Raw genomic sequence first — 22979 nt, forward strand, 5'->3', positions numbered from 1 at the left:
AGGGCCTTTTTTCACCAGCAGGGCAGTTACATCACCTGCGGCACATTTTCAATGTGGCGGGTGATATCGACCGGCATCCCGGAACGCACTTCCATCGCATGGCTCATCACTGCTGCATCGCTGCGCGCATCATCTTTGAACGTTTGCATCGCGGCATTCAGCACGATGGGTAACGTTTTGGGATCATCGTTAATCGATTTCGATAGTGGCTGGTGCACTTCAACCAGACGCCTGCCATCAGGTTCAACTGACGCTTTGATAGGCGTATTGATGATATTCACTGGCGTACCCGGGGAAACCTGGGCAAACAGGTTAGAAATGTCCTTGTCACGCAGGCGAATGCAGCCGGAGCTAACGCGCATACCAATACCGAAATCGGCGTTAGTGCCGTGCAGCAAATAGACGCCACCAAACGCGGCAAGGCGAATGGCGTGGTGTCCCATCGGGTTATCCGGCCCGGCAGGCATCACCGCGGGTAGATCTATTCCCTGTGCTTTATAGCGCGCGCGAATATTCGCGGTCGGTGTCCAGGTGGGGTTCGCGCGTTTATCAGAGACTGTGGTGACCATGGTGGGCGTCAGCGTGTCGCCACCCAGTTGGCCAATACCGATCGGGTAAACTGTGACTTCGTTTTTACCTGGCGGATAGTAATAGAGGCGCAGCTCGGCGAGGTTGATCACAATGCCTTTGCGCGGCACATCGGGTAGCAGCGTTTGCAGCGGAATGGTCAGTACGCTGCCCGCGCGCGGGACATACGGATCAATACCGGGATTGGCCTGCAAAAGCGCAAGAAATCCCACATTGTATTGCTTAGCAATCGCCTCCAGTGAACCGCCGTCGTTCTGCACGACATGAAAACGATTCTCGCCAACCAGGTTGCTGCCGGAAGGAGGTAAAGGCCAGGTATTAGCGTGTGCGGGTAGGGCGAGAGCGACAGTGGCAGTGGCGACCAGCAGCGCGAGCCAGTGAACGAAACGCGACGTTTTTATCATTACCATAATCCATGTAAATCATAAGGTTATTGCTATAAAGCTCTGTGATGGAATTATGGTAGGTCAGCGTGTAGGGAAATCCTGGGGTATTGCAAAATATTTGTAAATGTTGAGGAAAGTAAAGGTGCCGGGTCGTGTGACCCGGCCTGGATCATTTTTGTCAAGCTACCGCGTTTTCGGCGAGCTGCTGCATAAAGTTACGAACCCAATCCATACGTACTTTGCGCTCACTGAGATCCTGCATAAACTTCAGCCGCGTTGGGCCATCGAGGCGGAAATGCTGCGGTTGTTTCTGCAGTAAGCCAATCAGCCATGCCGGGTTGACATGATTTTTCGCGTTGAACTCAATCATGCCGCCTTTCTCGTTGCCTTCCAGCTTGCGGATCCCCAATTTTTGCGCCTGCTGGCGCAAGCGGGCAATATCCAGCAGGGTACGCGCCGCATCCGGCAACAGGCCGAAACGGTCAATCAGCTCGACTTTAATCTCCTCCAGCGCGTTCTCATCTTTGGCGCTGGCGATGCGTTTATAGAATGACAAGCGTGTGTTGACGTCAGGAATAAAGTCATCCGGCAACAGCGAAGGCATACGTAATTCAACTTCAGTTTGCTGGCTGGTGAGATCTTCCAGCGACGGTTCGCGGCCCGCTTTCAGCGCATCGACCGCGTTTTCCAGCAGCTCCATATAGAGCGAGAAGCCGATAGTTTCCATCTGCCCACTCTGGTCTTCTCCCAACAATTCTCCCGCGCCGCGGATCTCCAGGTCATGCGTTGCCAGCGCAAAGCCCGCACCTAAGTCTTCCAGCGAAGCAATGGCTTCCAGACGTTTTTGCGCATCGCTGGTCATGGCTTTAGGATGCGGCGTCAGCAGCCAGGCGTACGCCTGGTGGTGCGAACGCCCGACACGTCCGCGTAACTGGTGCAGCTGGGCAAGGCCGAAGTGATCGGCGCGTTCAATAATGATGGTGTTGGCGGTCGGAATATCGATCCCGGTTTCAATAATGGTGGTGCACACCAGCACGTTGAAACGTTGATGGTGGAAATCATTCATCACCCGCTCCAGCTCGCGTTCACGCATCTGGCCGTGGCCGATGGCGATGCGCGCTTCCGGCACCAGTTCCGCCAGCCGGTCAGCAGCTTTCTGGATATTTTCCACATCATTGTAGAGATAGTAGACCTGCCCACCGCGCAGGATCTCACGCAGCATCGCTTCGCGAACCACCAGGTTGTCGTACTCACGTACAAAGGTTTTTACCGCCAGGCGGCGCGCGGGCGGGGTGGCGATAATCGACAGATCGCGCATCCCGCTCATCGCCATATTCAGCGTACGGGGGATCGGCGTGGCGGTCAGCGTCAGGATATCCACATCGGCGCGCATCGCTTTAATACGCTCTTTGTGACGCACACCGAAACGGTGCTCTTCATCGACAATTAACAGGCCGAGATCCTTCATCTTGACATCGCTTTGCAGCAGCTTATGAGTGCCAATCAGGATATCGATTTTCCCCTCTGCGGCTTGCTCCAGGATCTGCGCCTGCTCTTTGGCACTGCGAAAACGTGAAAGCATTTCAATGCGCACCGGCCAGTTGGCGAAGCGATCGCGGAAGTTATCGAAGTGCTGCTGAGCGAGGAGGGTGGTGGGCACCAGCACCGCCACTTGCTTATTGTTCTCAACCGCGAGAAACGCGGCGCGCATCGCTACTTCAGTTTTACCAAAGCCGACATCGCCACATACCAGTCGGTCCATTGCCAGCGGTTGGCACATATCGCTGAGCACCGCATTAATGGCCTGTGCCTGATCCGGCGTGGTTTCAAACGGGAAACTGTCGCAGAAAAGTTGATACTGCTCTTTGTCATGTTTAAAGGCGAAGCCCGCTTTGGCTGCGCGCTGAGCATAAATATCCAGCAGCTCTGCGGCAACATCGCGCACTTTCTCCGCCGCTTTTTGCCGCGCGCGCGACCAGGCATCGCTACCCAGTTTATGCAGCGGCGCGTTCTCTTCTGCACCGCCCGCGTAGCGGCTGATTAAATGCAGCGACGAAACGGGCACGTACAATTTGGCATCACCCGCGTAGGTCAACATCAGGTATTCGCCTTTGATGCCGCCCGCTTCCAGCGTGGTCATTCCGGCATAACGCCCCACGCCGTGCTCCAGATGCACCACCGGCTGGCCGTCATGCAGTTCGGCGAGGTTGCGGATCAGGGTATCCGGGTTAATGGTGCGTCGTGTGTCCTGGCGGCGACGCGCGACGCGCTCGCCGAGCAGATCGCTTTCACAAATCAGCGCCCGGCTGCGCAATGTATCGATAAAGCCGTGTTCTGCTGAGCCGATCATCAGATATGCGCCAGGCGCTTCGGCCTCGTCGAGACGCATAATGCGTTTAGGCGCAACTTTGATGCGCGCCAGCAGTTCAATTAATGCCTCGCGACGACCTTCACTCTCAACGGAGAACACCACCGGTCCGGCGAACGATTCCAGAAACTTACGCAGGTTATCGAGCGGCGATTTCTGCTGCGCTTGTACCGCCAGATCCGGCAATGATCGGTAACCCAGGTTAACATGCGCGGCTTTGTCGGAGAGTTGTTCGGTTTTTAACTGGATGCGCGGCCATTTCTTTAGCTCGCTATAGAGTTCATCAACGCGAAGCCACAGCGTCTCCGGCGGCAGCAAAGGGCGCATGGGATCAACGCCGCGATTCTCAAAACGCGCCTGCGTCTCCTGCTGGAAGCGTTCGGCGCTGTTTTCCAGATTACCGGTGTTGACCAGCAACGTGTTCGCCGGGAAATAACTGAACAGCGGCGGTAGCGGTTCGCTGAAAAACAGCGGTTGCCAGTACTCAATCCCGGTAGGCAACGTACCTTTACTGACTTGCTGGTAGATATGCTCTGCGTCGCGTTTGACCTCAAATTTATCGCGCCACTGGCTGCGGAACAGCTCAATGGCGTTTTTATCGGTCGGAAATTCGTGCGCGGGCAGTAAGTTAATCGCCTCGACTTCTTCCAGCGTACGCTGGGTATCGGCGTCGAACAGACGCAAACTGTCGATTTCGTCGTCGAAAAAGTCGAGGCGGAAGGGCTGCTCGCTGCCCATCGGGAAAAGATCGAGCAGCGCGCCGCGCGTGGCGTATTCCCCGTGCTCCATCACCTGATCAACATGGCGATAACCCGCGCTATCCAGTTGGCTGCGCAGTTCATCGCGCGACAAACGTTGTCCTTTTTTCATCACCAGCGCATGGCCATGCAGGTAACTGTGCGGGCAAACGCGTTGCATCAGCGTATTTACCGGAACAATCAGCACGCCGCGCTGCATGGAGGGCAGTTGATATAACGTCGACAGGCGGGAAGAGATAATTTCCTGATGTGGCGAGAAACTGTCATACGGCAGCGTTTCCCAGTCGGCAAGGTTCATCACCAGGTTATCGGTAAATTGACCAATCTCATCCTGCAAGCGCAGCGCGTTTTGCATATCCGGCGCAATCAGCACGACCGGGCCAGGATGGCGCTCAATGATTTCCGCAACTTCGGTGGCGCAGGCAGCACCTGTCAGTTCGCCAAACTGGCGCTGGTCGCCTGCTTTGACAGGCAGGGAATAACGGTATTGTTCAGGCATGGGGATATCAAGATCTCGTTATGGATATGCCCCCGTTATGGGGGCATATCCCTGATACGCAATACCATTATTATCTGTGATTAGGCGGCTTTAGCCAATACGACGTGCAGGATTAACGCGCTTGCACCGTTGTGAGATGTTTCGTTGGCGGCGTGAAAAAGAGATCGGCGAACAGCGCTGACGACAATTTTCGCACCATCAGCCCAGCCAGCGTACAAATCAACAACGTGGCGAACGGATAGACTAACAGCAGCGCCAGTTCGACCGTTTGCGGCCATGCGCCCGCGTTCATCGGTTTGAGTAGCGCAAGGCTGATGGCCTCAATCAGAATGCGATGCGTGGTGTAAATCGCCAGCGTATTAGAGCCGACCACGTTCAGCAGGCTCTTTTCGTTGGGTGGAAAACGCTGCTCCAGCACCTGGAACAAACGCATAATACCCACAATGGAAAGCAGGCACAGCGGCAGTGGCATATTGAACATCCACAGCCCGAAAGCCACCACGGCCGCCAGCGCGAACAGCAACCCGTAACGGCGGAGCGACACGGTTTTGACCCACTCCATTACGCTTGCCCCATACCAGGCACCGAGCGAATAGAAAATCATATTGCGCACCACGCTGTTCATCCCCCACCACGGCAGTGGCAGGTAATTAATCGCCAGGCTTGCCAGCATCATCAGCGCTAAGAGGGGCACTTTCCAATTGCTGAGCAGCTTACAAAGCGTGAAATAGACCACCAGCGCATAGAGGTACCACAAGCTGGTGCTGGCGGTGAGCATGCCCTGCGCGAACTCGCGCCAGTTCTCCGCGTAAGCCGCGTTGGCGGCATTACTCAGATCGCGCTGCGGCGCGAGCCAGTCATTAATCTGGCTTAAGCCCGCCCATTGCAGGAGGCCCCACAGCGCCAGCACATAGACGATGCTCCAGATACGTTTATCAAGCGTATCTTTCCATGGCACATCGTCTATATATCGGCGAATGAGATAGCCGGAGATAAAAAAGAACACCGGCATACGAAACGGTGCGAGGTAAAGGTTGAAATAAATCCAGCATTTAGAGAGCGTTTGCGACCACGGATGCTGGAAAGTCGATAGGTGCGGGTAAAACGTGATGACTGAGTGATAAACCACAACCAGACAAATACATAGCCCCTTGATTTGATTAATCCATAATGCTTTCTGTTTCATTAACACTGTTGCCTGTTTTGCCAAAATTCTGGCCATTGATCCTGGTCAGGCTGGAGGGCGATGTATTGGGGAAGTGTCTGTATTTGTTCATTTTCGGATTAAGGTGAGAGGAAATGAACGGTTAACTGCCGTACAAACAAACGGAAATGCAAACTGGCCGACGGTTTGTTATTGGATTGATTTCACGGAATTTTTCCTTATCTGTCTGACGAATACTTACCGTTTCACTCATTTACGCTCTGTGCTTTCGCTTATATACTCCTCACTCTGCTATCAGCAACCAGACGGATTTCATGTACCAACCTGTCACTCTTTTCATAGGCCTGCGCTATATGCGCGGGCGCGCAGCGGACCGCTTTGGTCGCTTTGTCTCCTGGCTGTCAACCATTGGCATCACCCTCGGTGTTATGGCGCTGGTAACGGTGTTATCGGTGATGAATGGCTTTGAGCGCGAGCTGCAAAACAACATCCTGGGGCTGATGCCGCAGGCCACTCTTACCACGCAAAACGGCTCACTGAATCCAGCGCAACTCCCGGCAAGCCAGGTCAAATTGCAGGGCGTGACGCGTATCGCGCCGCTCACCACAGGCGATGTGGTGCTTCAGAGCGCGCGCAGCGTCGCGGTTGGCGTGATGATGGGCATCGATCCAGCACAAGCCGATCCGTTGACGCCATATCTGGTCAATGTCAAACAAAGCGACCTGCAAGCGGGCAAATACAACATTATCCTCGGTGAGCAACTGGCTGGTCAGTTGGGCGTGAACCGTGGCGATCAAATTCGCGTGATGGTGCCGTCCGCCAGCCAGTTTACGCCGATGGGCCGCTTGCCGAGCCAGCGTCTGTTTACCGTAGTGGGTACATTTGCGGCGAACAGCGAAGTCGACGAATACCAGATGCTGGTCAATATTGATGACGCTTCACGCCTGATGCGCTACCCGGCGGGCAATATTACCGGCTGGCGTTTATGGTTGAACGAGCCGCTGAAAGTCGATGTGCTCAGCCAGCAAAAATTGCCGGAAGGCACCAAATGGCAGGACTGGCGCGATCGTAAAGGCGAGCTGTTCCAGGCCGTGCGGATGGAAAAAAATATGATGGGGCTGCTGCTGAGCCTGATCATCGCCGTTGCGGCATTCAACATTATTACCTCGCTGGGTTTGATGGTGATGGAAAAGCAGGGCGAGGTAGCCATTTTACAAACCCAGGGCTTAACCCCACGTCAAATCATGGCCGTGTTTATGGTGCAAGGAGCCAGCGCCGGGATCATTGGCGCGTTGCTGGGGGCCGGGCTGGGCGCACTGCTCGCCAGCCAGTTAAATAATCTGATGCCGATTATTGGTGCCTTCCTTGATGGCGCAGCGCTGCCGGTGGCGATTGAACCGCTGCAGGTGATTGGTATTGCGCTGGTGGCGATGGCCATCGCGCTGCTCTCTACGCTTTATCCTTCCTGGCGCGCTGCCGCCACTCAACCCGCTGAGGCTTTACGTTATGAATAAGATCCTGTTGCAATGCGACAACCTGTGCAAACGCTATCAGGAAGGCAGTGTGCAAACTGACGTACTGCACGATGTCAGCTTTAGCATGGCGGAAGGGGAGTTAATGGCGATTGTCGGCAGCTCCGGTTCCGGCAAAAGTACGCTGCTGCATCTGTTAGGTGGGCTGGATACGCCAACCTCAGGCGATGTGATTTTCCGTGACCAGCCGATGAGCAAACTCTCCTCGACCGCTAAAGCGGAGCTGCGTAACCGGGAATTAGGCTTTATCTACCAGTTTCACCATCTGTTGCCGGATTTTACCGCGCTGGAAAACGTGGCAATGCCGCTGTTGATTGGTAAAAAGAAACCGGCGGAAATTAATGAACGTGCTCTGGAAATGTTGCGCGCGGTTGGGCTTGAACATCGCGCCAGCCACCGTCCTTCCGAGCTTTCCGGCGGCGAACGCCAGCGTGTGGCAATTGCCCGCGCGCTGGTCAACAATCCGCGCCTGGTACTGGCGGATGAACCGACCGGGAATCTCGATGCGCGTAACGCAGACAGCATTTTCGAACTGCTGGGCGAGTTGAACAAAATGCAGGGCACCGCTTTCCTCGTGGTGACGCATGATTTACACCTGGCGAAGCGTATGAACCGCCAGCTGGAAATGCGCGATGGTCGCCTGAATACTGAAGTCACCCTGATGGGGGCCGAGTAATGGCCTCACCCCTCTCTTTACTGATTGCGCTGCGTTTTAGCCGTGGTCGCCGTCGTGGCGGTATGGTGTCGCTGATTTCGGTGATCTCCACCGTTGGTATCGCGCTGGGCGTGGCGGTGCTGATTGTCGGATTAAGTGCGATGAACGGTTTCGAACGTGAACTGAACAACCGCATTCTGGCGGTGGTGCCGCACGGTGAAATCGAGCCGGTGAATCAGCCGTGGACGAACTGGGACACAGCGCTGGAAAAAGTGAAAAAAGTGCCGGGCATTGCCGCCGCTGCGCCCTATATTAATTTTACCGGGCTGGTGGAAAGCGGTGCCAACCTGCGCGCGATTCAGGTGAAAGGCGTTGACCCGGCGCAGGAATCACAGCTCAGCGCCTTGCCGAAATTTGTACAGGGCGACGCCTGGCAGAATTTCCGTGCCGGTGAGCAGCAAATCATTCTGGGTAAAGGCGTGGCCGATGCGTTGAAAGTGAAGCAGGGCGACTGGGTTTCTATCATGATCCCCAACTCCGATGATGCGCATAAACTGCTGCAACCCAAACGCGTGCGTTTGCACGTGACGGGCATTTTGCAACTGAGCGGCCAGCTTGATCACAGCTATGCGATGATCCCGATGCAGGATGCGCAGCAATATCTGGATATGGGCGGCAGCGTCACCGGTATCGACATCAAAGTAAATGATGTGTTTAACGCCAACAAACTGGTGCGCGACGCGGGTGAAGTGACCAACAGCTACGTCTATATCAAAAGCTGGATCGGTAAGTACGGCTACATGTACCGCGACATTCAGATGATCCGCGCCATAATGTATCTGGCGATGGTTTTAGTGATTGGCGTGGCTTGTTTTAACATTGTCTCGACGCTGGTCATGGCGGTAAAAGACAAGAGCGGTGATATTGCCGTGCTGCGTACGCTTGGGGCGAAAGATGGGCTTATCCGCGCCATTTTCGTCTGGTACGGTCTGCTGGCGGGCCTGCTTGGCAGCATCAGCGGTGTGGTGATCGGCGTTGTCGTGTCGTTGCAATTAACGCCAATCATTAACGTGATTGAAAAGTTGATCGGCCATCAGTTCTTGTCGGGAGATATCTACTTTATCGATTTCCTGCCATCGGAGCTGCACCCGCTGGATGTCGTCTATGTGCTGGTGACGGCGCTGGCGCTAAGCCTGCTGGCAAGCTGGTATCCGGCGCGCCGGGCGAGCAATATTGATCCTGCACGAGTGCTGAGCGGGCAGTAATTCCGCGTGGAACGGGCCACAACGAAGGAGTGGCAATGAATTACGGATTTGATATCGGCGGCAGTAAAATCGCGTTGGGCGTCTTTGACACCAACCGGCGCTTACACTGGGAAAAGCGCGTCGCCACCCCGCACGACAGTTATGAAGCGTTTCTGCGCGCCATTGCCGATCTGGTTGCCGAAGCAGATGCGCATTTCGGCGTCAAAGGCAGCGTCGGCGTCGGTATTCCCGGCATGCCGGAAACCGCCGGCGGTACGCTGTACGCCGCTAACCTTCCCGCTGCCAGCGGTCGACCGCTGCGCGCCGATCTTACTGCGTTGCTTGAGCGCAATGTGCGTATCGACAACGACGCCAACTGCTTTACGCTCTCCGAAGCCTGGGATGACGAATTCCGCCAGTATCCGTTGGTGATGGGGTTAATCCTCGGCACCGGCGTTGGCGGTGGACTGGTGGTCAATGGCAAATCCATCCCTGGCCGTCGCTTTATCACCGGTGAGTTTGGTCATATCCGCCTGCCGGTGGATGCACTGGGGCTGATGGGCTTTGATTTCCCGCTTACCCGATGCGGCTGCGGAAAAATCGGTTGTATTGAAAATTATCTCTCTGGTCGCGGTTTTGCGTGGCTGTACCGACACTTCTATCATCAATCCTTGTCAGCGCCGGAAATCATAACGCGCTGGGAACAGGGAGATGCGAAGGCGCTGGCGCACGTGGAACGTTACGTGGATTTGCTGGCGGTGTGTCTGGCTAATATTCTGACTATCATCGACCCGGATCTGCTGGTGATTGGCGGCGGTTTATCGAATTTCAGCGCGCTGACCAGGCTGTTGCCGGCGCGTATCGCGCCGCATCTGTTACCGGCAGGCGATGTACCGCGTATCGAACGCGCGCGCCACGGCGATGCGGGTGGGATGCGCGGCGCGGCCTTTCTTCACCTCACTGACTAATCTGAGAGGATGCTATGCAATCGCGACGTTCACATCGTCTCAGCCGTTTTCGCCGTAACAAGCGCCGTTTGCGCGAGCGCTTGCGTCAGCGAATTTTTTTCAGAGACACAATGGTGCCAGGCGTAATGGAAAAACCAAGAGTCGTCGTTCTGACGGGAGCGGGCATTTCCGCTGAATCCGGTATTCGTACCTTCCGCGCGGCAGACGGGCTGTGGGAAGAGCATCATGTTGAAGACGTGGCGACACCGGAAGGTTTCGCCCGCAACCCGCAACTGGTGCAAACCTTCTATAACGATCGGCGCAGGCAGCTGCAACTGCCGGAGATTGTGCCGAATGCCGCGCATCTGGCGCTGGCGAAGCTCGAGCAGGCGCTGGGCGATCGCTTTTTGCTGATCACGCAAAACATCGACAATCTGCACGAACGCGCGGGCAATAAAAACATTATCCATATGCACGGTGAGCTGCTGAAAGTGCGCTGTTCGCAAAGCGGGCAGGTGCTGGAGTGGACGGGCGATGTCACGCACGATGACAAATGCCACTGCTGCCAGTTCCCGGCACCGCTGCGTCCGCATGTGGTGTGGTTTGGCGAAATGCCGCTGGGGATGGACGAGATCTACAGCGCGCTGGCAATGGCGGATGTGTTTATCGCGATTGGCACATCCGGGCATGTTTACCCGGCTGCCGGGTTTGTACATGAAGCGAAACTGCAGGGCGCGCACACCGTAGAGCTGAATCTCGAACCGAGCCAGGTCGGCAGCGAGTTTGAAGAAAAACATTACGGACTGGCAAGCCAGGTCGTGCCGGAATATGTCGAAAAGCTGCTGAAAGGGCTTTAACGATCAACGCCATCCTTTTAGTTAAGAGGATGGCGGTTTAGCGCGCTTTTTGCTGAGCTGTTCACCACGCGCCAGCGTGACTATCGTGAAAATCGCCGGTAAGTTCCCCGTAAGACAACGCCCCTGATGATAGCGTTTCCACCGCTAACAGGAGCCTCATCATGGTTGTTGTGCCACGTTGTGTTGTCGCAGCAAGTCTCGTCTCTGTTGTCTTTGCCGCCCAGGCCGAAGAACCGCCGGTTTGGGGAATTGGCGTCGGCGTCATTAGCACGCAAAAGCCTTACCAGGATAGTGACCGTCAGTACACCCCGATCCCGATTCTGCATTATGAAAACCGTTATTTCCGTTTTTCAGGCACGGCGGCTGAAGTTAAATTGCCCGCGCTACATCTGAGTGAAACCCAACAGCTCAATATCGGTCTAATAGCCCGTTACGACGGGGCAGGTTATTCGTCCGATGATGCCGATATCCTCAAAGAGATGGACAAGCGCAAAGGGGGATTCTGGGGCGGGGCGGGCATTGAGTGGCAAAGCCCGGTGGTGGATCTGTTTGCCGACTGGACGCACGATCTTTCCGGCAACAGCAGCGGGCAGCGTTTACGCCTGGGCGCAGAAAAAAGCTGGCATCTGAGCGAGCAATTTACGCTGACGCCGCGCCTGGTCGTCAGCCGTTATAACAGCAGCTATGTCGATTACTACTACGGCGTGCGCCGCAGCGAAGCACGTCCGTGGCGGCCTGCATACCGTGCAGATGCCTCGATTAACACCGAAATGGGCGTACGCAGCCTGTACACATTCAATGAACATCACACGCTGATGGCTGATGTGGAAATGACGCTGCTGGCGTCGGAAATTAAGGACAGCCCGCTGGTGAACAGGACTAACGAAAACCGCATCTTTATGAGTTATCTGTACTATTTCTGATGAGCCGAATATTACTGATTGAAGATCACGACCACCTGGCGCACCTGATTGCCAAAGGGCTGGCAGCGGCGGGCATCGCTGTGGATATTGTCGGGCGCGGCGATGCGGCCTGGACGGCGATAGCGCAGGTCTCTTATCAGGGGCTGGTGCTCGATCGCGGCTTGCCCGATGGTGACGGTATCCAGTTGTTGTATCGCCTGCGCCAGGCGCAGGTCGCGATCCCCTGTTTGATCCTCACTGCCCGCGATGCGCTGCACGATCGCGTCGAAGGGCTGGAGGCGGGCGCGGATGACTATCTCGCCAAGCCGTTTGCCATGGAGGAACTGGTGGCGCGCGTGCGTGCCTTGTTGCGCCGACCGGCGCAAAGCCAGCCGCTGCAACCGGCATGGGGCGATTTAACCCTGTCGCCGGAAACCAGCCTTATGCAGTGTGGCGAACAGCACATTGTGCTGGCACCCGCTGAGCTGCAAATCATGTTAGCGCTGGTGGGCAGGCAGGGCGGCGTCGTGCGCCGCAGCCGGATGGAAGCCGCCGGATGGGGCTTAAGCGATGCGGTGACGCCAAACGCGCTCGACGTCGCGCTACACCGGCTACGGCGTAAGTTAACGGCGATTGGTTCGCGCTTGCAGATTGTTAACCTCAGAGGATTAGGCTATGCCATCCGGGAAAAAACGTTGGCTGAATAGCCTTGCGCTGAAGATCCTGCTGGCGTTTATCGCCGGGGCGCTGCTGAGTATTGCATTGCTGGTGCTATCTGGCCGGGTGGTGAAAGAGCGCTTACCGGGGATGGATCTTTCTGACTACACCCACCGGCTGGCTCAGGAATTACAGTTTGACTCGCGCGGACAGCCGACCGGGTTCAACAACGGCGACCAGTATCCACTATGGATCTACCAGAGCATCACCGATGATGTGGCTTATCGTGTGCTGGATGGCAAAGGGCGAGTTGTGCTGATGTCACCCGGCGCGCAGCACTGGCCGACGCTGACACCGCAAATAGCACGAGAATTTAAATTCACGCTTAACGGCATGATTTACGATGGCGCGACCGAACCGTATGTTCTTGCAGGTAAAACCTGGTGGATCCAGATGGCCGCCAGCTCACGCATTATCGATTTTCTGCATCGCGGTTTTGCCTTACCGTTTATCCGCTTTGGTATCGAGTTGTTCAGCCTGGTGCTGCTGGTGGTCTTCGGGTTGTGTGCGTGGGTGACGCTGAAATATTCCCTCAAGCCGCTGCGCAATGTGTCAACGGAGGCGGCGCTTATTTCGCCGCGCTCGCTGGATGCCCGTCTGCAAACGCACGGGGTACCGACAGAGATCTCCCCGCTGATTGACAGCTTCAACCAGGCGCTGGCGCGACTGGAGAGGGGGTATCGCAATCAGCAGGATTTTCTGGCGAAGGCTGCGCATGAGTTAAAAACACCGCTGACGCTAATACGCGCGGAAGTCGAGCTGATGGATCAACAACTCGACGTACGCGAGCTGTTATTGTTGCAGGTCGAACATCTGGCGCGTCAGGTTCAGCAGTTATTACTGCTGGCAGAGGCCAGCGAACCGCTTAGCTACCGGTTTGCTCCGGTTGATGTACCGGCGATTGCCCGTGATAGCGTGCAGTTTCTTCAGCGTATCGCTTCAGACGCGCAGGTTTCGTTGACCTTATCAACGGCAGACGATCCGCTGCGCTGGCGCGCCGATCGCGGGGCATTATTTACCCTGCTTAAGAACCTGATCGAGAACGCTATCCAGCACGCGCCGCCCGGTACGCCAGTGCATATAGCCGTCAGTGAAAAGGGTTTTACGGTGCGCGATGTCGGGCCGGGCGTGGCGGAAGAGGAATTGCCCTTGCTGTTTTCGCGCTTCTGGCGCGGCGCGCATCGACGCGATAGCGGGGCGGGATTGGGGCTGGCGATTTGCCATGAAATTGCGCTGGCACACGGCTGGACGTTGCAGGCAGAAAATGCCAGCCCGGGGTTGCTTCTGGCGGTGTCGACCGGGTGAGCGACCCGGTCGACGATGGCGTTAACGGCCCGCTTTTAACTTCTGGTAATACTCTTCATAAATGGCGCTGGCGCTACCGACATCGTTTTGCCATTCACCTTTCTGGATGGTTTCGGCATCCGGATAGAGAGATTTATCGTTTGCCACCTCAGGTTTGAGCAGCTTACGCGCCGCCAGATTTGGCGTCGGGTAACCGATGGTTTCCGCCACCTGTTTGGCGATTTCCGGGCGCAGCAGGAAGTTAATCAGTTTCAGCGCACCGTCGACGTTTTTCGCATTAGCGGGAATCGATAAGCTGTCCATCCAGAAAATGCCGCCTTCTTTCGGCCACACGACCTCCAGCGGCGTTCCCGCCTGGCGCGCAACCCAGGCGGAGCCATTCCACACCATACCGAGGTTCACTTCGCCTTCCATATACGGGTTCGCCGGGTTATCAGAGTTGAACGCCGCCACGTTTGGCATCAGTTTTTGCAGCTCTTTATACGCGGCTTCAATCTCTTTCACATCGGTAGTGTTGCCGGAATAACCGAGTTTGCGCAGCGCCATCTGGAATACTTCGCGCGCATCATCGGTCAACAGCAGGCTACTCTTGTATTCCGGTTTCCACAGATCTGCCCAACTGGTGATGGTTTTTGCATCGATGGCGTCAGTGTTAACACCAATCGCCGTCGCGCCCCAAATGTACGGAATCGAGTAATCGTTATTCGGGTCGAACGGTTTGTTAAGCATCTCGGGATCGAGATTGTGGAAGTTAGTCAGCTTCGTTTTGTCGATCTTCTGGATCATGCCCTCTTTGCGCATTTTGTCCACGAAGTAGGTCGACGGGACGACCAGGTCGTACGCGCCTTCTTTGTACGTTTTGAGCTTGGCGTACATCGTTTCATTCGATTCATAGGTCGAATAGATAACCTTGATGCCGGTCTCTTTGGTGAACTGTTCCAGCAGGCCTGGCGGCACATACTCGGTCCAGTTATAGAAGTAGAGTGTTTTGTTGTCGTCGGCGTGTGCGGCGCTCATGCCGAGGGCAAGTGCGCCCGCCGCGAGCAGGTGGCGTGACCATTTTTTCATTCAAACGTCCCCTGAGTTTGCGCCTGTTTTGCAGGCGATTTTATTTACCATTCCGGGATTGTGCAGAGTCCAAAACCCTCACTTACTGCGGTTTTCATGCCCTGTCCGCACCCGAACTGGCTGCATCCATTACGCCTGGCGAGGCAGGCTTTTTGTTTTCGTCGTATCACGCGCAATCAACTGGCTGGCAATCACCAGCACCAGCGACAGCACCAGCAGGATTGTCGCCAGCGCGTTCACTTCCGGCGATACGCCGACTTTGACCATCGAGTAAATCTTCAATGGCAGAATTTCATACCCGGGCCCGGTGACGAAAGAGGAAACCACGACGTCATCCATCGACAGGGTAAAGCTCAGCAGCCAGCCAGCGGCGACAGCGGGCATCGCCAGCGGCAGGATGATTTTGCGCAAGATAGTCATCTCACTGGCGCCCAGATCCTTGGCCGCTTCCAGCATCCGCACATCAAACCCTTTCAGCCGCGAGAACACCGTGACCACCACAAACGGCAGGCAGAAAGTGATATGCGAAAACAGCAGCGACCAGAAACCCAGCTGCACGCCGAGCAGCATAAACAGCACCAGCAGCGAAATTGCCATCACGATATCCGGCGACATCATCACCACAAATAGCATGCCGCTAACAAACGGTTTGCCGCGAAAACGGTAGCGGTAAAGCGCCACGGCGGTCAGTGAGCCAATTAGCGTCGCGAACGTTGCCGACAGCACCGCCATCGTCAGCGAGTGCTGCGCCGCCTGCAGCAGGCTGTCGTTATTCATCAACAGGCTGTACCACTGCGTGGAAAAGCCTTGCCAGTTGATGCCAAAGCGCGAGCTGTTAAAGGAGTTGACGATCAAAATAATGATCGGGATATAAAGGTAAGCGTAAATGGCGGTCATAAAACCGCCGCGCAGCAGTCGGCCGATCATTCGAGCTCCACCTTCTTGTTCAGCAATCACGCGGCGCGCCAGTAAACCAGTAGCATCAGCCCCATGACGATAGTCAGCGTGATGCTGGTTGCCGACCCAAACGGCCAGTCGCGGATGTTCAGGAACTGGCTCTTAATCACGTTACCGACCAGCAGGTTTTTTGCGCCGCCCATCAAATCCGAGACGTAGAACAGCCCCATGGCTGGCAGCATCACCAGCAAACAACCGGCGACAATCCCCGGCATGGTCAGCGGAATAATGATGCGGATAAAGGTTTGCAGCTTGCTGGCACCGAGATCTTTTGCCGCTTCCAGCAGCGGTTTATCGAGCTTTTCGATACTGGAGTAGAGCGGCATCACCATAAACGGCAGCAGAATGTAGACCAGCCCGATAATCACCGCGCCGGGGGTAAACATAATGCGCAACGGCGTATCGATAACGCCCAGCCATAACAGGAACTCGTTAAGATACCCTTTCGTACTGAGGAAAATTTTCAGCCCATAGATGCGGATAAGCGAATTGGTCCAGAAAGGGACAATCAGCAAAAAGAGCAGTAACGGACGCACCTTTGCAGGCAGTTTCGCCAGAAACCAGGCAAACGGGTAGCCCAGCGCCAGACACGCCAGCGTGGCGATAAACGCCATGTTGAGCGAGTGCAGCAGCACGTCGAAATAGAGCGGATCGAGCAGCCTGGTGTAGTTATCCAGCGTGAAGACCAGTTTGACGAAGTTAGCGTCGTCGCGGGTCAAAAAGCTGGTGGCGATGATCATCAGGTTGGGCAGAAACACAAACAGTACAAGCCAACCGACGATGGTCGCGATCACGCCATTCTGGAATTTACTTGTACTCTTCATCTGCCAGTACGACCTCCCAGCTCTCTACCCAGTTGATGGCCATTTTCTGGTCCAGCGAATGGTCAAAATCCGGATCGTCTTCATTAAAGAACTCACTGACCATCACCATTTTGCCGTTTTCCAGCTCGACCATCGATTCCAGCGTCATCCCTTTATAGTTACGTTCGCGCACATAGCCAATCAGCCCTTCGGTTTCGGCAATATCATGGATCTCTTCGACGCGCAGATCTTCCGGGCGCAGCAGCACGTTCAACTGCTGGCCTTTTTCCACCGCGAAGTTGACATAGATATTGCACTCGCGGCCTTCGACATTTGCCCGCACACGGCTATCGTCCAGACGCTCAATCACCGTGGCGCTGAAGATATTGATTTCACCAATAAAGCTGGCGACAAACAGGTTTTTCGGCTCTTCATAAATTTCGCGCGGTGTGCCGTCCTGTTCAATGCGCCCGTCGCGCATTACCACGATGCGATCCGACATGGTCAGCGCTTCTTCCTGATCGTGGGTCACAAAGACAAAGGTGATACCGAGCTTGCGCTGCAACGCCTTCAGTTCGTTCTGCATCTGCTTGCGCAGCTTATAATCGAGCGCGGAGAGGGACTCATCCAGCAGCAGCAAGCGCGGTTTATTCACTACCGCGCGGGCAATGGCGACACGCTGTTGCTGGCCGCCAGAAAGCTGGTGCGGTTTACGCTGGGCGAACTCTTCAAGCTGCACCATGCGCAGCGCTTCGGTGACGCGCGGGGTAATGTCTTGCGCCGGGGTTTTTTGCATCCGCAGGCCAAATGCCACGTTTTCGAACACGGTCATATGCGGGAAGAGGGCGTAACTTTGAAAAACGGTATTCACATGGCGATGTTCTGCCGGAACGTGGGTGATATCCTGGGCATCAAGATGAATATGGCCGACATCAACGCTCTCCAGCCCGGCGATCAGGCGCAGAACCGTGGTCTTACCGCAGCCAGAAGGGCCAAGCAGCGTCAGAAATTCGCCGTTATTGATGGTGAGATTAAAATCCGAAATGACATTTTTGCCATCAAAGCTTTTGCGAATACCGGCCAGTTGCACCAGCGGTGAACGCGAACGCGATTGTGTGTTCAATTATTTACTCTGTCCCGTGTTTGCGCATCAAAAGTGATATCCGATGCGGGGTTTGTGATGAACCACCTTCAGGGTTGTGCACGATTTAAGGGCTGGCATTCTACGGCAAACCTATGAAATCGCCAATTGTTGTTCTCTTTTGACCGCGCAACACCGCATGTTCTCAACAATACTGACTACGCCGCGCGCAATTTTGAAAATATTGCCGTTTACGGGGTAAAAGTGACCTGACGCAATATTTGTCTTTTCGCGCTTACTGATAATGTTGTGACATTTTGTAGGGGGGCTTCATGGACAAATTATTAGAGCGTTTTTTGCAGTACGTTTCTCTGGATACTCAATCAAAGCCCGGCGTCCGCCAGGTGCCGAGCACAGACGGCCAATGGAAGCTCCTGCGTTTACTTCAGAACCAGCTGGAAGAGATGGGTCTGGAAAATGTGACGTTAAGCGATAAAGGCACGGTGATGGCGAAATTGCCGTCGAATGTGCAAACGCCGGCTCCGGCCATTGGTTTTATTTCTCATGTCGACACCTCGCCGGATTACAGCGGCAAAAATGTTAACCCACAAATTGTTGAAAATTATCGCGGCGGCGATATCGCGTTGGGCGTTGGCGATGAGATCCTCTCACCGGTGATGTTCCCGGTGCTGCACCAGATGCTGGGCCAGACGCTGATCACCACCGATGGCAAAACGCTGCTTGGCGCGGACGATAAAGCTGGCGTCGCCGAAATCATGACCGCGCTGGCGGTGCTGAAAAAGAAAAATATTCCGCATGGCGATATTTGCGTCGCGTTCACGCCGGATGAAGAAGTGGGTAAAGGGGCGAAGCATTTCGACGTGGAGAAATTCGGCGCGAAATGGGCGTATACCGTTGATAGCGGCGGCGTGGGCGAGCTGGAGTTTGAGAACTTCAACGCGGCGTCGGTGAACATTAAGATTGTTGGCAATAACGTGCATCCCGGTACGGCGAAAGGGGTGATGGTTAACGCCCTGACGCTCGCCAGCAAAATTCACGCGCAGGTTCCGGAAGAGGAGAGCCCGGAACAGACCGAGGGCTACGAAGGGTTTTACCATCTCACCAGCATTAAAGGCACGGTTGATCGCGCCGAGATGCACTACATCATCCGCGATTTTGACCGCAAAAACTTCGAAGCGCGTAAACGTAAGATGATGGAGATCGCCAAAAAAGTCGGCAAGGGGCTGCACCCGGACTGCTATATCGAACTGGTGATTGAGGACAGTTATTACAATATGCACGAGAAAGTGGTCGAGTTTCCGCACATTCTGGAGGTGGCGCAACAGGCCATGCGCGACTGCGATATTGAGCCGGATCTGAAACCGATTCGCGGCGGCACTGACGGGGCACAGCTCTCGTTTATGGGATTACCCTGTCCGAACCTGTTTACCGGCGGTTATAACTATCACGGCAAACATGAGTTTGTAACGCTGGAAGGCATGGAGAAAGCGGTGCAGGTGATTGTACGCATCGCCGAACTGACCGCTAAAGCTGAGTAAACCTTCTCTCATTGCCCGGTAGCAAACGCCGCCGGGCAATCTCATCAGGCATTAATCTTCAAAGAACCAGTAACCGCTGTTAACCAGCGCCGCAAGCATGGCGAGGAACGAGGGATCTTCCAGCGCGTCGCCGAGCAGATCTCCCGTCAGCACGATATGGCTGGCGAGTGCCTCCAGCGCCGGGCGATGCGGGGAGTTGATCCGCTCGCCGTTGGCGAACACATCTTCACCGATTCGCAACACGCGCAGGCCGCCAAGGCGCACCAGTTTGTCGCCCTGTTGCAGCGCATCGTAAATCTCATCCGGTTGATAAGGCGGCTCTGGCGGCGCGACATCCAGTTCATGGCGTGACTGGGAGATAAATTCGCCCATCCACTCCCTGAACTGCTCCGGTTGATTGATCAACTCAAGCATCATTTCGCGCAGCTTATCGAGTTCGTGCGGCAAAATATCCGCCGGATGGTCGCGCAACTGTACGTCCGGATCGCTGTAACGCTGGCTGCCCAGCTCGCGTTGCAGTACATAATCGGCGAAGCCGCTGATCAGCTCACGACCGCTTGGCGCGCGGAAGCCCACCGAGTAGTTCAAGGAGTTTTCAAGCGAATACCCTTCGTGCGGGAATCCAGGCGGAATATAGAGGATATCGCCCGGCTCCATCTCTTCATCAATAATGGCTTCGAATGGATCGACCTGAAGCAGATCCGGATGCGGGCAGTGCTGCTTAAGTTGTGTTTTCTCGCCGACGCGCCAGCGGCGACGACCGGTTCCCTGAATAATAAACACATCATACTGATCGAGATGCGGGCCAACACCGCCGCCAGGTACTGAAAATGAGATCATCAGATCGTCGGTGCGCCAGTCGGGCAGAACGCGAAACGGGCGCATCAGCGCGGCGGCCGGTTGATGCCAGTGGTTCACCGCCTGCACCAGCAACGACCAGTTGCTCTCGCCCAGGTGATCGTAACTTTCAAAAGGACCGTGACCGACCTGCCATTTGCCATCAAGGTGGCTAACCAGCCGGCTGTCCACTTCATTTTCCATTGCCAGCCCTGCCAGCTCATCGGGGCTTATCGGGTCGACGAAATTCTTAATGCCACGCTTCAGCACCACCGGGCGTTTTTGCCAGTAGCGTTGAATAAAGTCTGGCCAGTTTATCTCTACGTGATATTCCATATGCGTTTCCGGCAAATAATCAGTGACTGAATAAAAGATCATAGTAATGCTGATATGTCATTTTGTCTGCGTAACGATGTGACATAAAAGTAAAAAGGAGCCGTAATAGCTCCTTTTTGTTCTGTTTGCCCGGTTTGTTACGGTGAAGGATTAATCGTTGCCCGCCATCGTCTGCTGGCGGCCAAAAATAACCTCCATTTTTGCACCACCTAGCAGGCTTTCATCGGTCAGGATCTGCCCTTCATACTGATCAACAATTTCTCGTGCCACCGCAAGCCCAACCCCCTGGCCGGGGCGTAACGTGTCGGCGCGCTGCCCGCGATCAAACACCATCTCGCGTTTTGCCGCAGGAATTCCCGGCCCATCATCTTCCACCAGGATGTGCAGCGTATCGTCGCTCTGCCTGGCAGAGACTTCGACAAACTCCAGACAGTATTTGCAGGCGTTATCCAGCACGTTACCCATCACTTCCATAAAGTCGTTTTTCTCGCCGACAAAACTGATTTCCGGTGAAATATCGAGCGTAATATTGACGCCTTTGCGCTGATAAACTTTGTTCAGTGCCGAGGTCAGGCTGTCGAGCAGGGGCGCGACCGGGTGCAGTTCCCGGCTGAGTAAACCGCTGGAACCGCGCATGGTTGCCCGGTGCAGGTAATAGCCAATTTGCTGGGAGATCCGGCTGATTTGCTCCAGCATCACCGGCTCTGCGTCGCTGACGGTCATTTTCTCGCCGCGCAGCGATCGCAGGGTACTTTGCAGCACCGCTAACGGGGTTTTCAGGCTGTGAGTCAGATCGGTGAGGGTGGTGCGGTATTTGTCGTACCGCTCGCGTTCACTTTTTAACAACCGATTGAGGTTGCTTACCAGGCTGGTGAGCTCGCGGGTGGTTTCCGGGTTGAGCTGCTCACGATGGTGCTCTTCCAGCTCGCGTACTTCGCGCGCCAGATCTTCAATGGGTCGCAAGCTCCACCACGCCGCCAGCCACAACAGCGGCACCACTAACAGCAGGTTGGCGGCGAGCACGTAAACGAACCAGCTCCACACCATATAAGAGCGTTTAAGCTCAATGGGGATGGTATCGACCACCACAATGGTTAACTGCGGCATGTGCGCCGTTGCCGGGTAGATATTCACCGCCACCGAGTGCGTCATTTCGGAGCTGCTGTCATCATCGCGGATCTCTTTCAGCTTCTGGGCAATCGAGTGGTCATCATCAACTAGCGTACTGCTGTTATCCACATCGGCTTCAATCTCATGAAAGCCGTTAGCAGTAAGCCAGTCCGGCTCGATCAGATTTTGCAGCCACGGTACATCTTTCTGCGACCAGATAAGATTCCCCTGCTGATCGTAAATCAGCGCCACGGTCGGGCTTTGCAAATTGAGGGTGTCAGGCAGATCCACACTGAGTTTATTGTTATCCCAGTGCGCCAGGGTATAAAACAGGTTGCTTTCGCCACGCAGCAGGCGAAAGGTCGTTTTGTCGAAGCTGACGCTATAACCCACCAGCGCTACCATTCCATAGGCCAGAGAAAGCACCATCACGACGGCGGCCGTGGCGAGTAAAAAGCGAACCCGCAGAGAAAGCGGCAGAAAATGCCGCAGCAGCCGTCTCATTTCGGCAGTTCGAACAGGTAGCCCTGGCCGCGCACGGTGGTGATGACGTCATCAGGATAGAGCGTCTGGATTTTTTTACGTAACCGCCCCATCAATACGTCGATCGTGTGGCTTTCACGCAGCTCGGCGTCGGGGTAAAGCTGTAGCATCAGCGAATCTTTGCTGACCACTTTGCCGCTGTTGCGGATTAGTGTTTCCATAATGGTGTATTCGAACGCGGTGAGTTTTACCACGTCGTCATTAATGGAGAGTTCGCGGCGGGAGAGATCGACCTGGAACGGCGGCATGGAGATCAACTGAGACGCGAGGCCGCTGTTGCGGCGCATCAGCGCCTGGATACGCGCGACCACTTCTTCAATGTGGAATGGTTTGGTGACGTAATCATCTGCACCGGCACTCAGCACTTCCACTTTGTCCTGCCAGCCTTCACGCGCGGTAAGCACCAGCACCGGCAGCGTGACGTCATGGCTGCGCCAGCGGCGGATCAGCGACAGACCATCTTCATCCGGCAAGCCGAGATCGACAATAGCGATATCCGGCAGGTGTTCGTTTAGAAAGTAATCCGCTTCCTTTGCATCTTCTGCGGCGTCGACCTGATGTCCTAACTCCTGCAACTGAACCTTTAAATGGTGACGCAACAGAGCATTATCTTCCACAACGAGTACGCGCATCGTCAGAACTCTCCATATATTTTTGATATAAATAGTTTAACGCTGATTGTGGTGCGCAGGGGATAAACATTTCTTAAACCGGGGGAGAAAGAAACCCTCTTTCGCGGCGGAAAGAGGGCTAACAGCAACG

At 55.2% G+C, this 22979-nt stretch carries 19 protein-coding genes; 9 read left to right on the forward strand and 10 right to left on the reverse strand.

The genetic code is table 11. The features are described 5' to 3' along the window. Positions 1–26: 26 nt before the first annotated feature. The 3 genes from JKP81_RS18575 to JKP81_RS18585 all read right to left on the reverse strand — a co-directional run bounded on the left by JKP81_RS18575 (position 27) and on the right by JKP81_RS18585 (position 5785). Positions 27–992, reverse strand: a complete 966-nt coding sequence (locus JKP81_RS18575) for a L,D-transpeptidase family protein (protein WP_200552873.1) — start codon at positions 990–992, stop codon at positions 27–29. A 160-nt stretch (positions 993–1152) separates the two neighbouring features. Further along, on the reverse strand, positions 1153–4599 hold the full coding sequence (gene mfd, locus JKP81_RS18580) for a transcription-repair coupling factor (protein WP_200552874.1): 3447 nt from the start codon (positions 4597–4599) through the stop codon (positions 1153–1155). A gap of 112 nt (positions 4600–4711) precedes the next feature. Beyond that, complete coding sequence (locus JKP81_RS18585) at positions 4712–5785, reverse strand: acyltransferase family protein (RefSeq protein ID WP_200552875.1); 1074 nt, start codon at positions 5783–5785, stop codon at positions 4712–4714. 293 nt (positions 5786–6078) lie between these two features. On the opposite strand from JKP81_RS18585, the gene lolC reads away from it, so the two are divergent. From lolC to JKP81_RS18625, 8 genes are all read left to right on the forward strand, one after another. Next, positions 6079–7278 carry a lipoprotein-releasing ABC transporter permease subunit LolC gene (gene lolC / locus JKP81_RS18590; protein ID WP_200552876.1) on the forward strand — a complete coding sequence of 400 codons (1200 nt, stop codon included), beginning with the start codon at positions 6079–6081 and terminating at the stop codon, positions 7276–7278. Further along, positions 7271–7972, forward strand: a complete 702-nt coding sequence (gene lolD / locus JKP81_RS18595; RefSeq protein ID WP_200552877.1) for a lipoprotein-releasing ABC transporter ATP-binding protein LolD — start codon at positions 7271–7273, stop codon at positions 7970–7972. The genes lolC and lolD overlap by 8 nt, the downstream gene beginning before the upstream one ends. Continuing rightward, positions 7972–9216, forward strand: a complete 1245-nt coding sequence (gene lolE, locus JKP81_RS18600) for a lipoprotein-releasing ABC transporter permease subunit LolE (protein WP_200552878.1) — start codon at positions 7972–7974, stop codon at positions 9214–9216. Before lolD ends, lolE begins: the two co-directional genes overlap by 1 nt. A 35-nt stretch (positions 9217–9251) precedes the next feature. Then, positions 9252–10163: an N-acetylglucosamine kinase gene (gene nagK, locus JKP81_RS18605; RefSeq protein ID WP_200552879.1), complete on the forward strand. Its 912-nt coding sequence runs from the start codon at positions 9252–9254 to the stop codon at positions 10161–10163. Positions 10164–10177: 14 nt separating this feature from the next. Continuing rightward, on the forward strand, positions 10178–10999 hold the full coding sequence (gene cobB / locus JKP81_RS18610; RefSeq protein WP_200552880.1) for a Sir2 family NAD+-dependent deacetylase: 822 nt from the start codon (positions 10178–10180) through the stop codon (positions 10997–10999). Between the two features lie 161 nt (positions 11000–11160). Then, the gene (locus JKP81_RS18615) at positions 11161–11922 is read left to right on the forward strand and encodes a MipA/OmpV family protein (protein ID WP_200552881.1); all 762 of its coding nucleotides are present in this window, start codon (positions 11161–11163) and stop codon (positions 11920–11922) included. Beyond that, entirely contained in the window at positions 11922–12608 is a 687-nt protein-coding gene (locus JKP81_RS18620; protein ID WP_200552882.1) for a response regulator transcription factor, read from the forward strand. Before JKP81_RS18615 ends, JKP81_RS18620 begins: the two co-directional genes overlap by 1 nt. Beyond that, positions 12577–13923: an ATP-binding protein gene (locus tag JKP81_RS18625; protein WP_200552883.1), complete on the forward strand. Its 1347-nt coding sequence runs from the start codon at positions 12577–12579 to the stop codon at positions 13921–13923. Before JKP81_RS18620 ends, JKP81_RS18625 begins: the two co-directional genes overlap by 32 nt. Positions 13924–13944: 21 nt before the next feature. On the opposite strand, the gene potD is transcribed toward JKP81_RS18625, so the two are convergent. The 4 genes from potD to potA form a co-directional block, all read right to left on the reverse strand. Continuing rightward, positions 13945–14991 carry a spermidine/putrescine ABC transporter substrate-binding protein PotD gene (potD, locus tag JKP81_RS18630; protein WP_175272459.1) on the reverse strand — a complete coding sequence of 349 codons (1047 nt, stop codon included), beginning with the start codon at positions 14989–14991 and terminating at the stop codon, positions 13945–13947. A 129-nt stretch (positions 14992–15120) separates the two neighbouring features. Next, positions 15121–15918: a spermidine/putrescine ABC transporter permease PotC gene (gene potC / locus JKP81_RS18635; RefSeq protein ID WP_065368717.1), complete on the reverse strand. Its 798-nt coding sequence runs from the start codon at positions 15916–15918 to the stop codon at positions 15121–15123. 26 nt (positions 15919–15944) lie between these two features. After that, entirely contained in the window at positions 15945–16772 is an 828-nt protein-coding gene (gene potB / locus JKP81_RS18640) for a spermidine/putrescine ABC transporter permease PotB (RefSeq protein WP_200552884.1), read from the reverse strand. After that, the gene (potA, locus tag JKP81_RS18645; RefSeq protein WP_200552885.1) at positions 16756–17874 is read right to left on the reverse strand and encodes a spermidine/putrescine ABC transporter ATP-binding protein PotA; all 1119 of its coding nucleotides are present in this window, start codon (positions 17872–17874) and stop codon (positions 16756–16758) included. Before potA ends, potB begins: the two co-directional genes overlap by 17 nt. A 290-nt stretch (positions 17875–18164) precedes the next feature. Between potA and pepT the strand changes: the two genes are divergently transcribed. After that, positions 18165–19391: a peptidase T gene (gene pepT / locus JKP81_RS18650; protein WP_200552886.1), complete on the forward strand. Its 1227-nt coding sequence runs from the start codon at positions 18165–18167 to the stop codon at positions 19389–19391. A 51-nt stretch (positions 19392–19442) separates the two neighbouring features. Here the strand turns inward: pepT and JKP81_RS18655 are convergent, their stop codons facing one another. The 3 genes from JKP81_RS18655 to phoP form a co-directional block, all read right to left on the reverse strand. Then, complete coding sequence (locus JKP81_RS18655; protein ID WP_200552887.1) at positions 19443–20564, reverse strand: cupin domain-containing protein; 1122 nt, start codon at positions 20562–20564, stop codon at positions 19443–19445. A 150-nt stretch (positions 20565–20714) separates the two neighbouring features. Beyond that, positions 20715–22178, reverse strand: a complete 1464-nt coding sequence (phoQ, locus tag JKP81_RS18660) for a two-component system sensor histidine kinase PhoQ (protein ID WP_200552888.1) — start codon at positions 22176–22178, stop codon at positions 20715–20717. Further along, positions 22175–22849 carry a two-component system response regulator PhoP gene (gene phoP / locus JKP81_RS18665; protein WP_017456462.1) on the reverse strand — a complete coding sequence of 225 codons (675 nt, stop codon included), beginning with the start codon at positions 22847–22849 and terminating at the stop codon, positions 22175–22177. The genes phoQ and phoP overlap by 4 nt, the downstream gene beginning before the upstream one ends. Between the last annotated feature and the right edge of the window lie 130 nt (positions 22850–22979).

Origin of the sequence: Kosakonia sp. LAM2021, from assembly GCF_016620385.1 — a bacterium.
GTDB classification, from domain to species: Bacteria; Pseudomonadota; Gammaproteobacteria; order Enterobacterales; family Enterobacteriaceae; genus Kosakonia; species Kosakonia sacchari.

Excerpts from the sequence above, each read along its gene's own strand:
- JKP81_RS18575 (WP_200552873.1), bottom strand. The coding sequence starts at position 992 with ATGATAAAAACGTCGCGTTTCGTTCACTGGCTCGCGCTGCTGGTCGCC.
- mfd (WP_200552874.1), bottom strand. The coding sequence starts at position 4,599 with ATGCCTGAACAATACCGTTATTCCCTGCCTGTCAAAGCAGGCGACCAG.
- JKP81_RS18585 (WP_200552875.1), bottom strand. The coding sequence starts at position 5,785 with ATGAAACAGAAAGCATTATGGATTAATCAAATCAAGGGGCTATGTATT.
- lolC (WP_200552876.1), top strand. The coding sequence starts at position 6,079 with ATGTACCAACCTGTCACTCTTTTCATAGGCCTGCGCTATATGCGCGGG.
- lolD (WP_200552877.1), top strand. The coding sequence starts at position 7,271 with ATGAATAAGATCCTGTTGCAATGCGACAACCTGTGCAAACGCTATCAG.
- lolE (WP_200552878.1), top strand. The coding sequence starts at position 7,972 with ATGGCCTCACCCCTCTCTTTACTGATTGCGCTGCGTTTTAGCCGTGGT.
- nagK (WP_200552879.1), top strand. The coding sequence starts at position 9,252 with ATGAATTACGGATTTGATATCGGCGGCAGTAAAATCGCGTTGGGCGTC.
- cobB (WP_200552880.1), top strand. The coding sequence starts at position 10,178 with ATGCAATCGCGACGTTCACATCGTCTCAGCCGTTTTCGCCGTAACAAG.
- JKP81_RS18615 (WP_200552881.1), top strand. The coding sequence starts at position 11,161 with ATGGTTGTTGTGCCACGTTGTGTTGTCGCAGCAAGTCTCGTCTCTGTT.
- JKP81_RS18620 (WP_200552882.1), top strand. The coding sequence starts at position 11,922 with ATGAGCCGAATATTACTGATTGAAGATCACGACCACCTGGCGCACCTG.
- JKP81_RS18625 (WP_200552883.1), top strand. The coding sequence starts at position 12,577 with ATGCCATCCGGGAAAAAACGTTGGCTGAATAGCCTTGCGCTGAAGATC.
- potD (WP_175272459.1), bottom strand. The coding sequence starts at position 14,991 with ATGAAAAAATGGTCACGCCACCTGCTCGCGGCGGGCGCACTTGCCCTC.
- potC (WP_065368717.1), bottom strand. The coding sequence starts at position 15,918 with ATGATCGGCCGACTGCTGCGCGGCGGTTTTATGACCGCCATTTACGCT.
- potB (WP_200552884.1), bottom strand. The coding sequence starts at position 16,772 with ATGAAGAGTACAAGTAAATTCCAGAATGGCGTGATCGCGACCATCGTC.
- pepT (WP_200552886.1), top strand. The coding sequence starts at position 18,165 with ATGGACAAATTATTAGAGCGTTTTTTGCAGTACGTTTCTCTGGATACT.
- JKP81_RS18655 (WP_200552887.1), bottom strand. The coding sequence starts at position 20,564 with ATGGAATATCACGTAGAGATAAACTGGCCAGACTTTATTCAACGCTAC.
- phoQ (WP_200552888.1), bottom strand. The coding sequence starts at position 22,178 with ATGAGACGGCTGCTGCGGCATTTTCTGCCGCTTTCTCTGCGGGTTCGC.
- phoP (WP_017456462.1), bottom strand. The coding sequence starts at position 22,849 with ATGCGCGTACTCGTTGTGGAAGATAATGCTCTGTTGCGTCACCATTTA.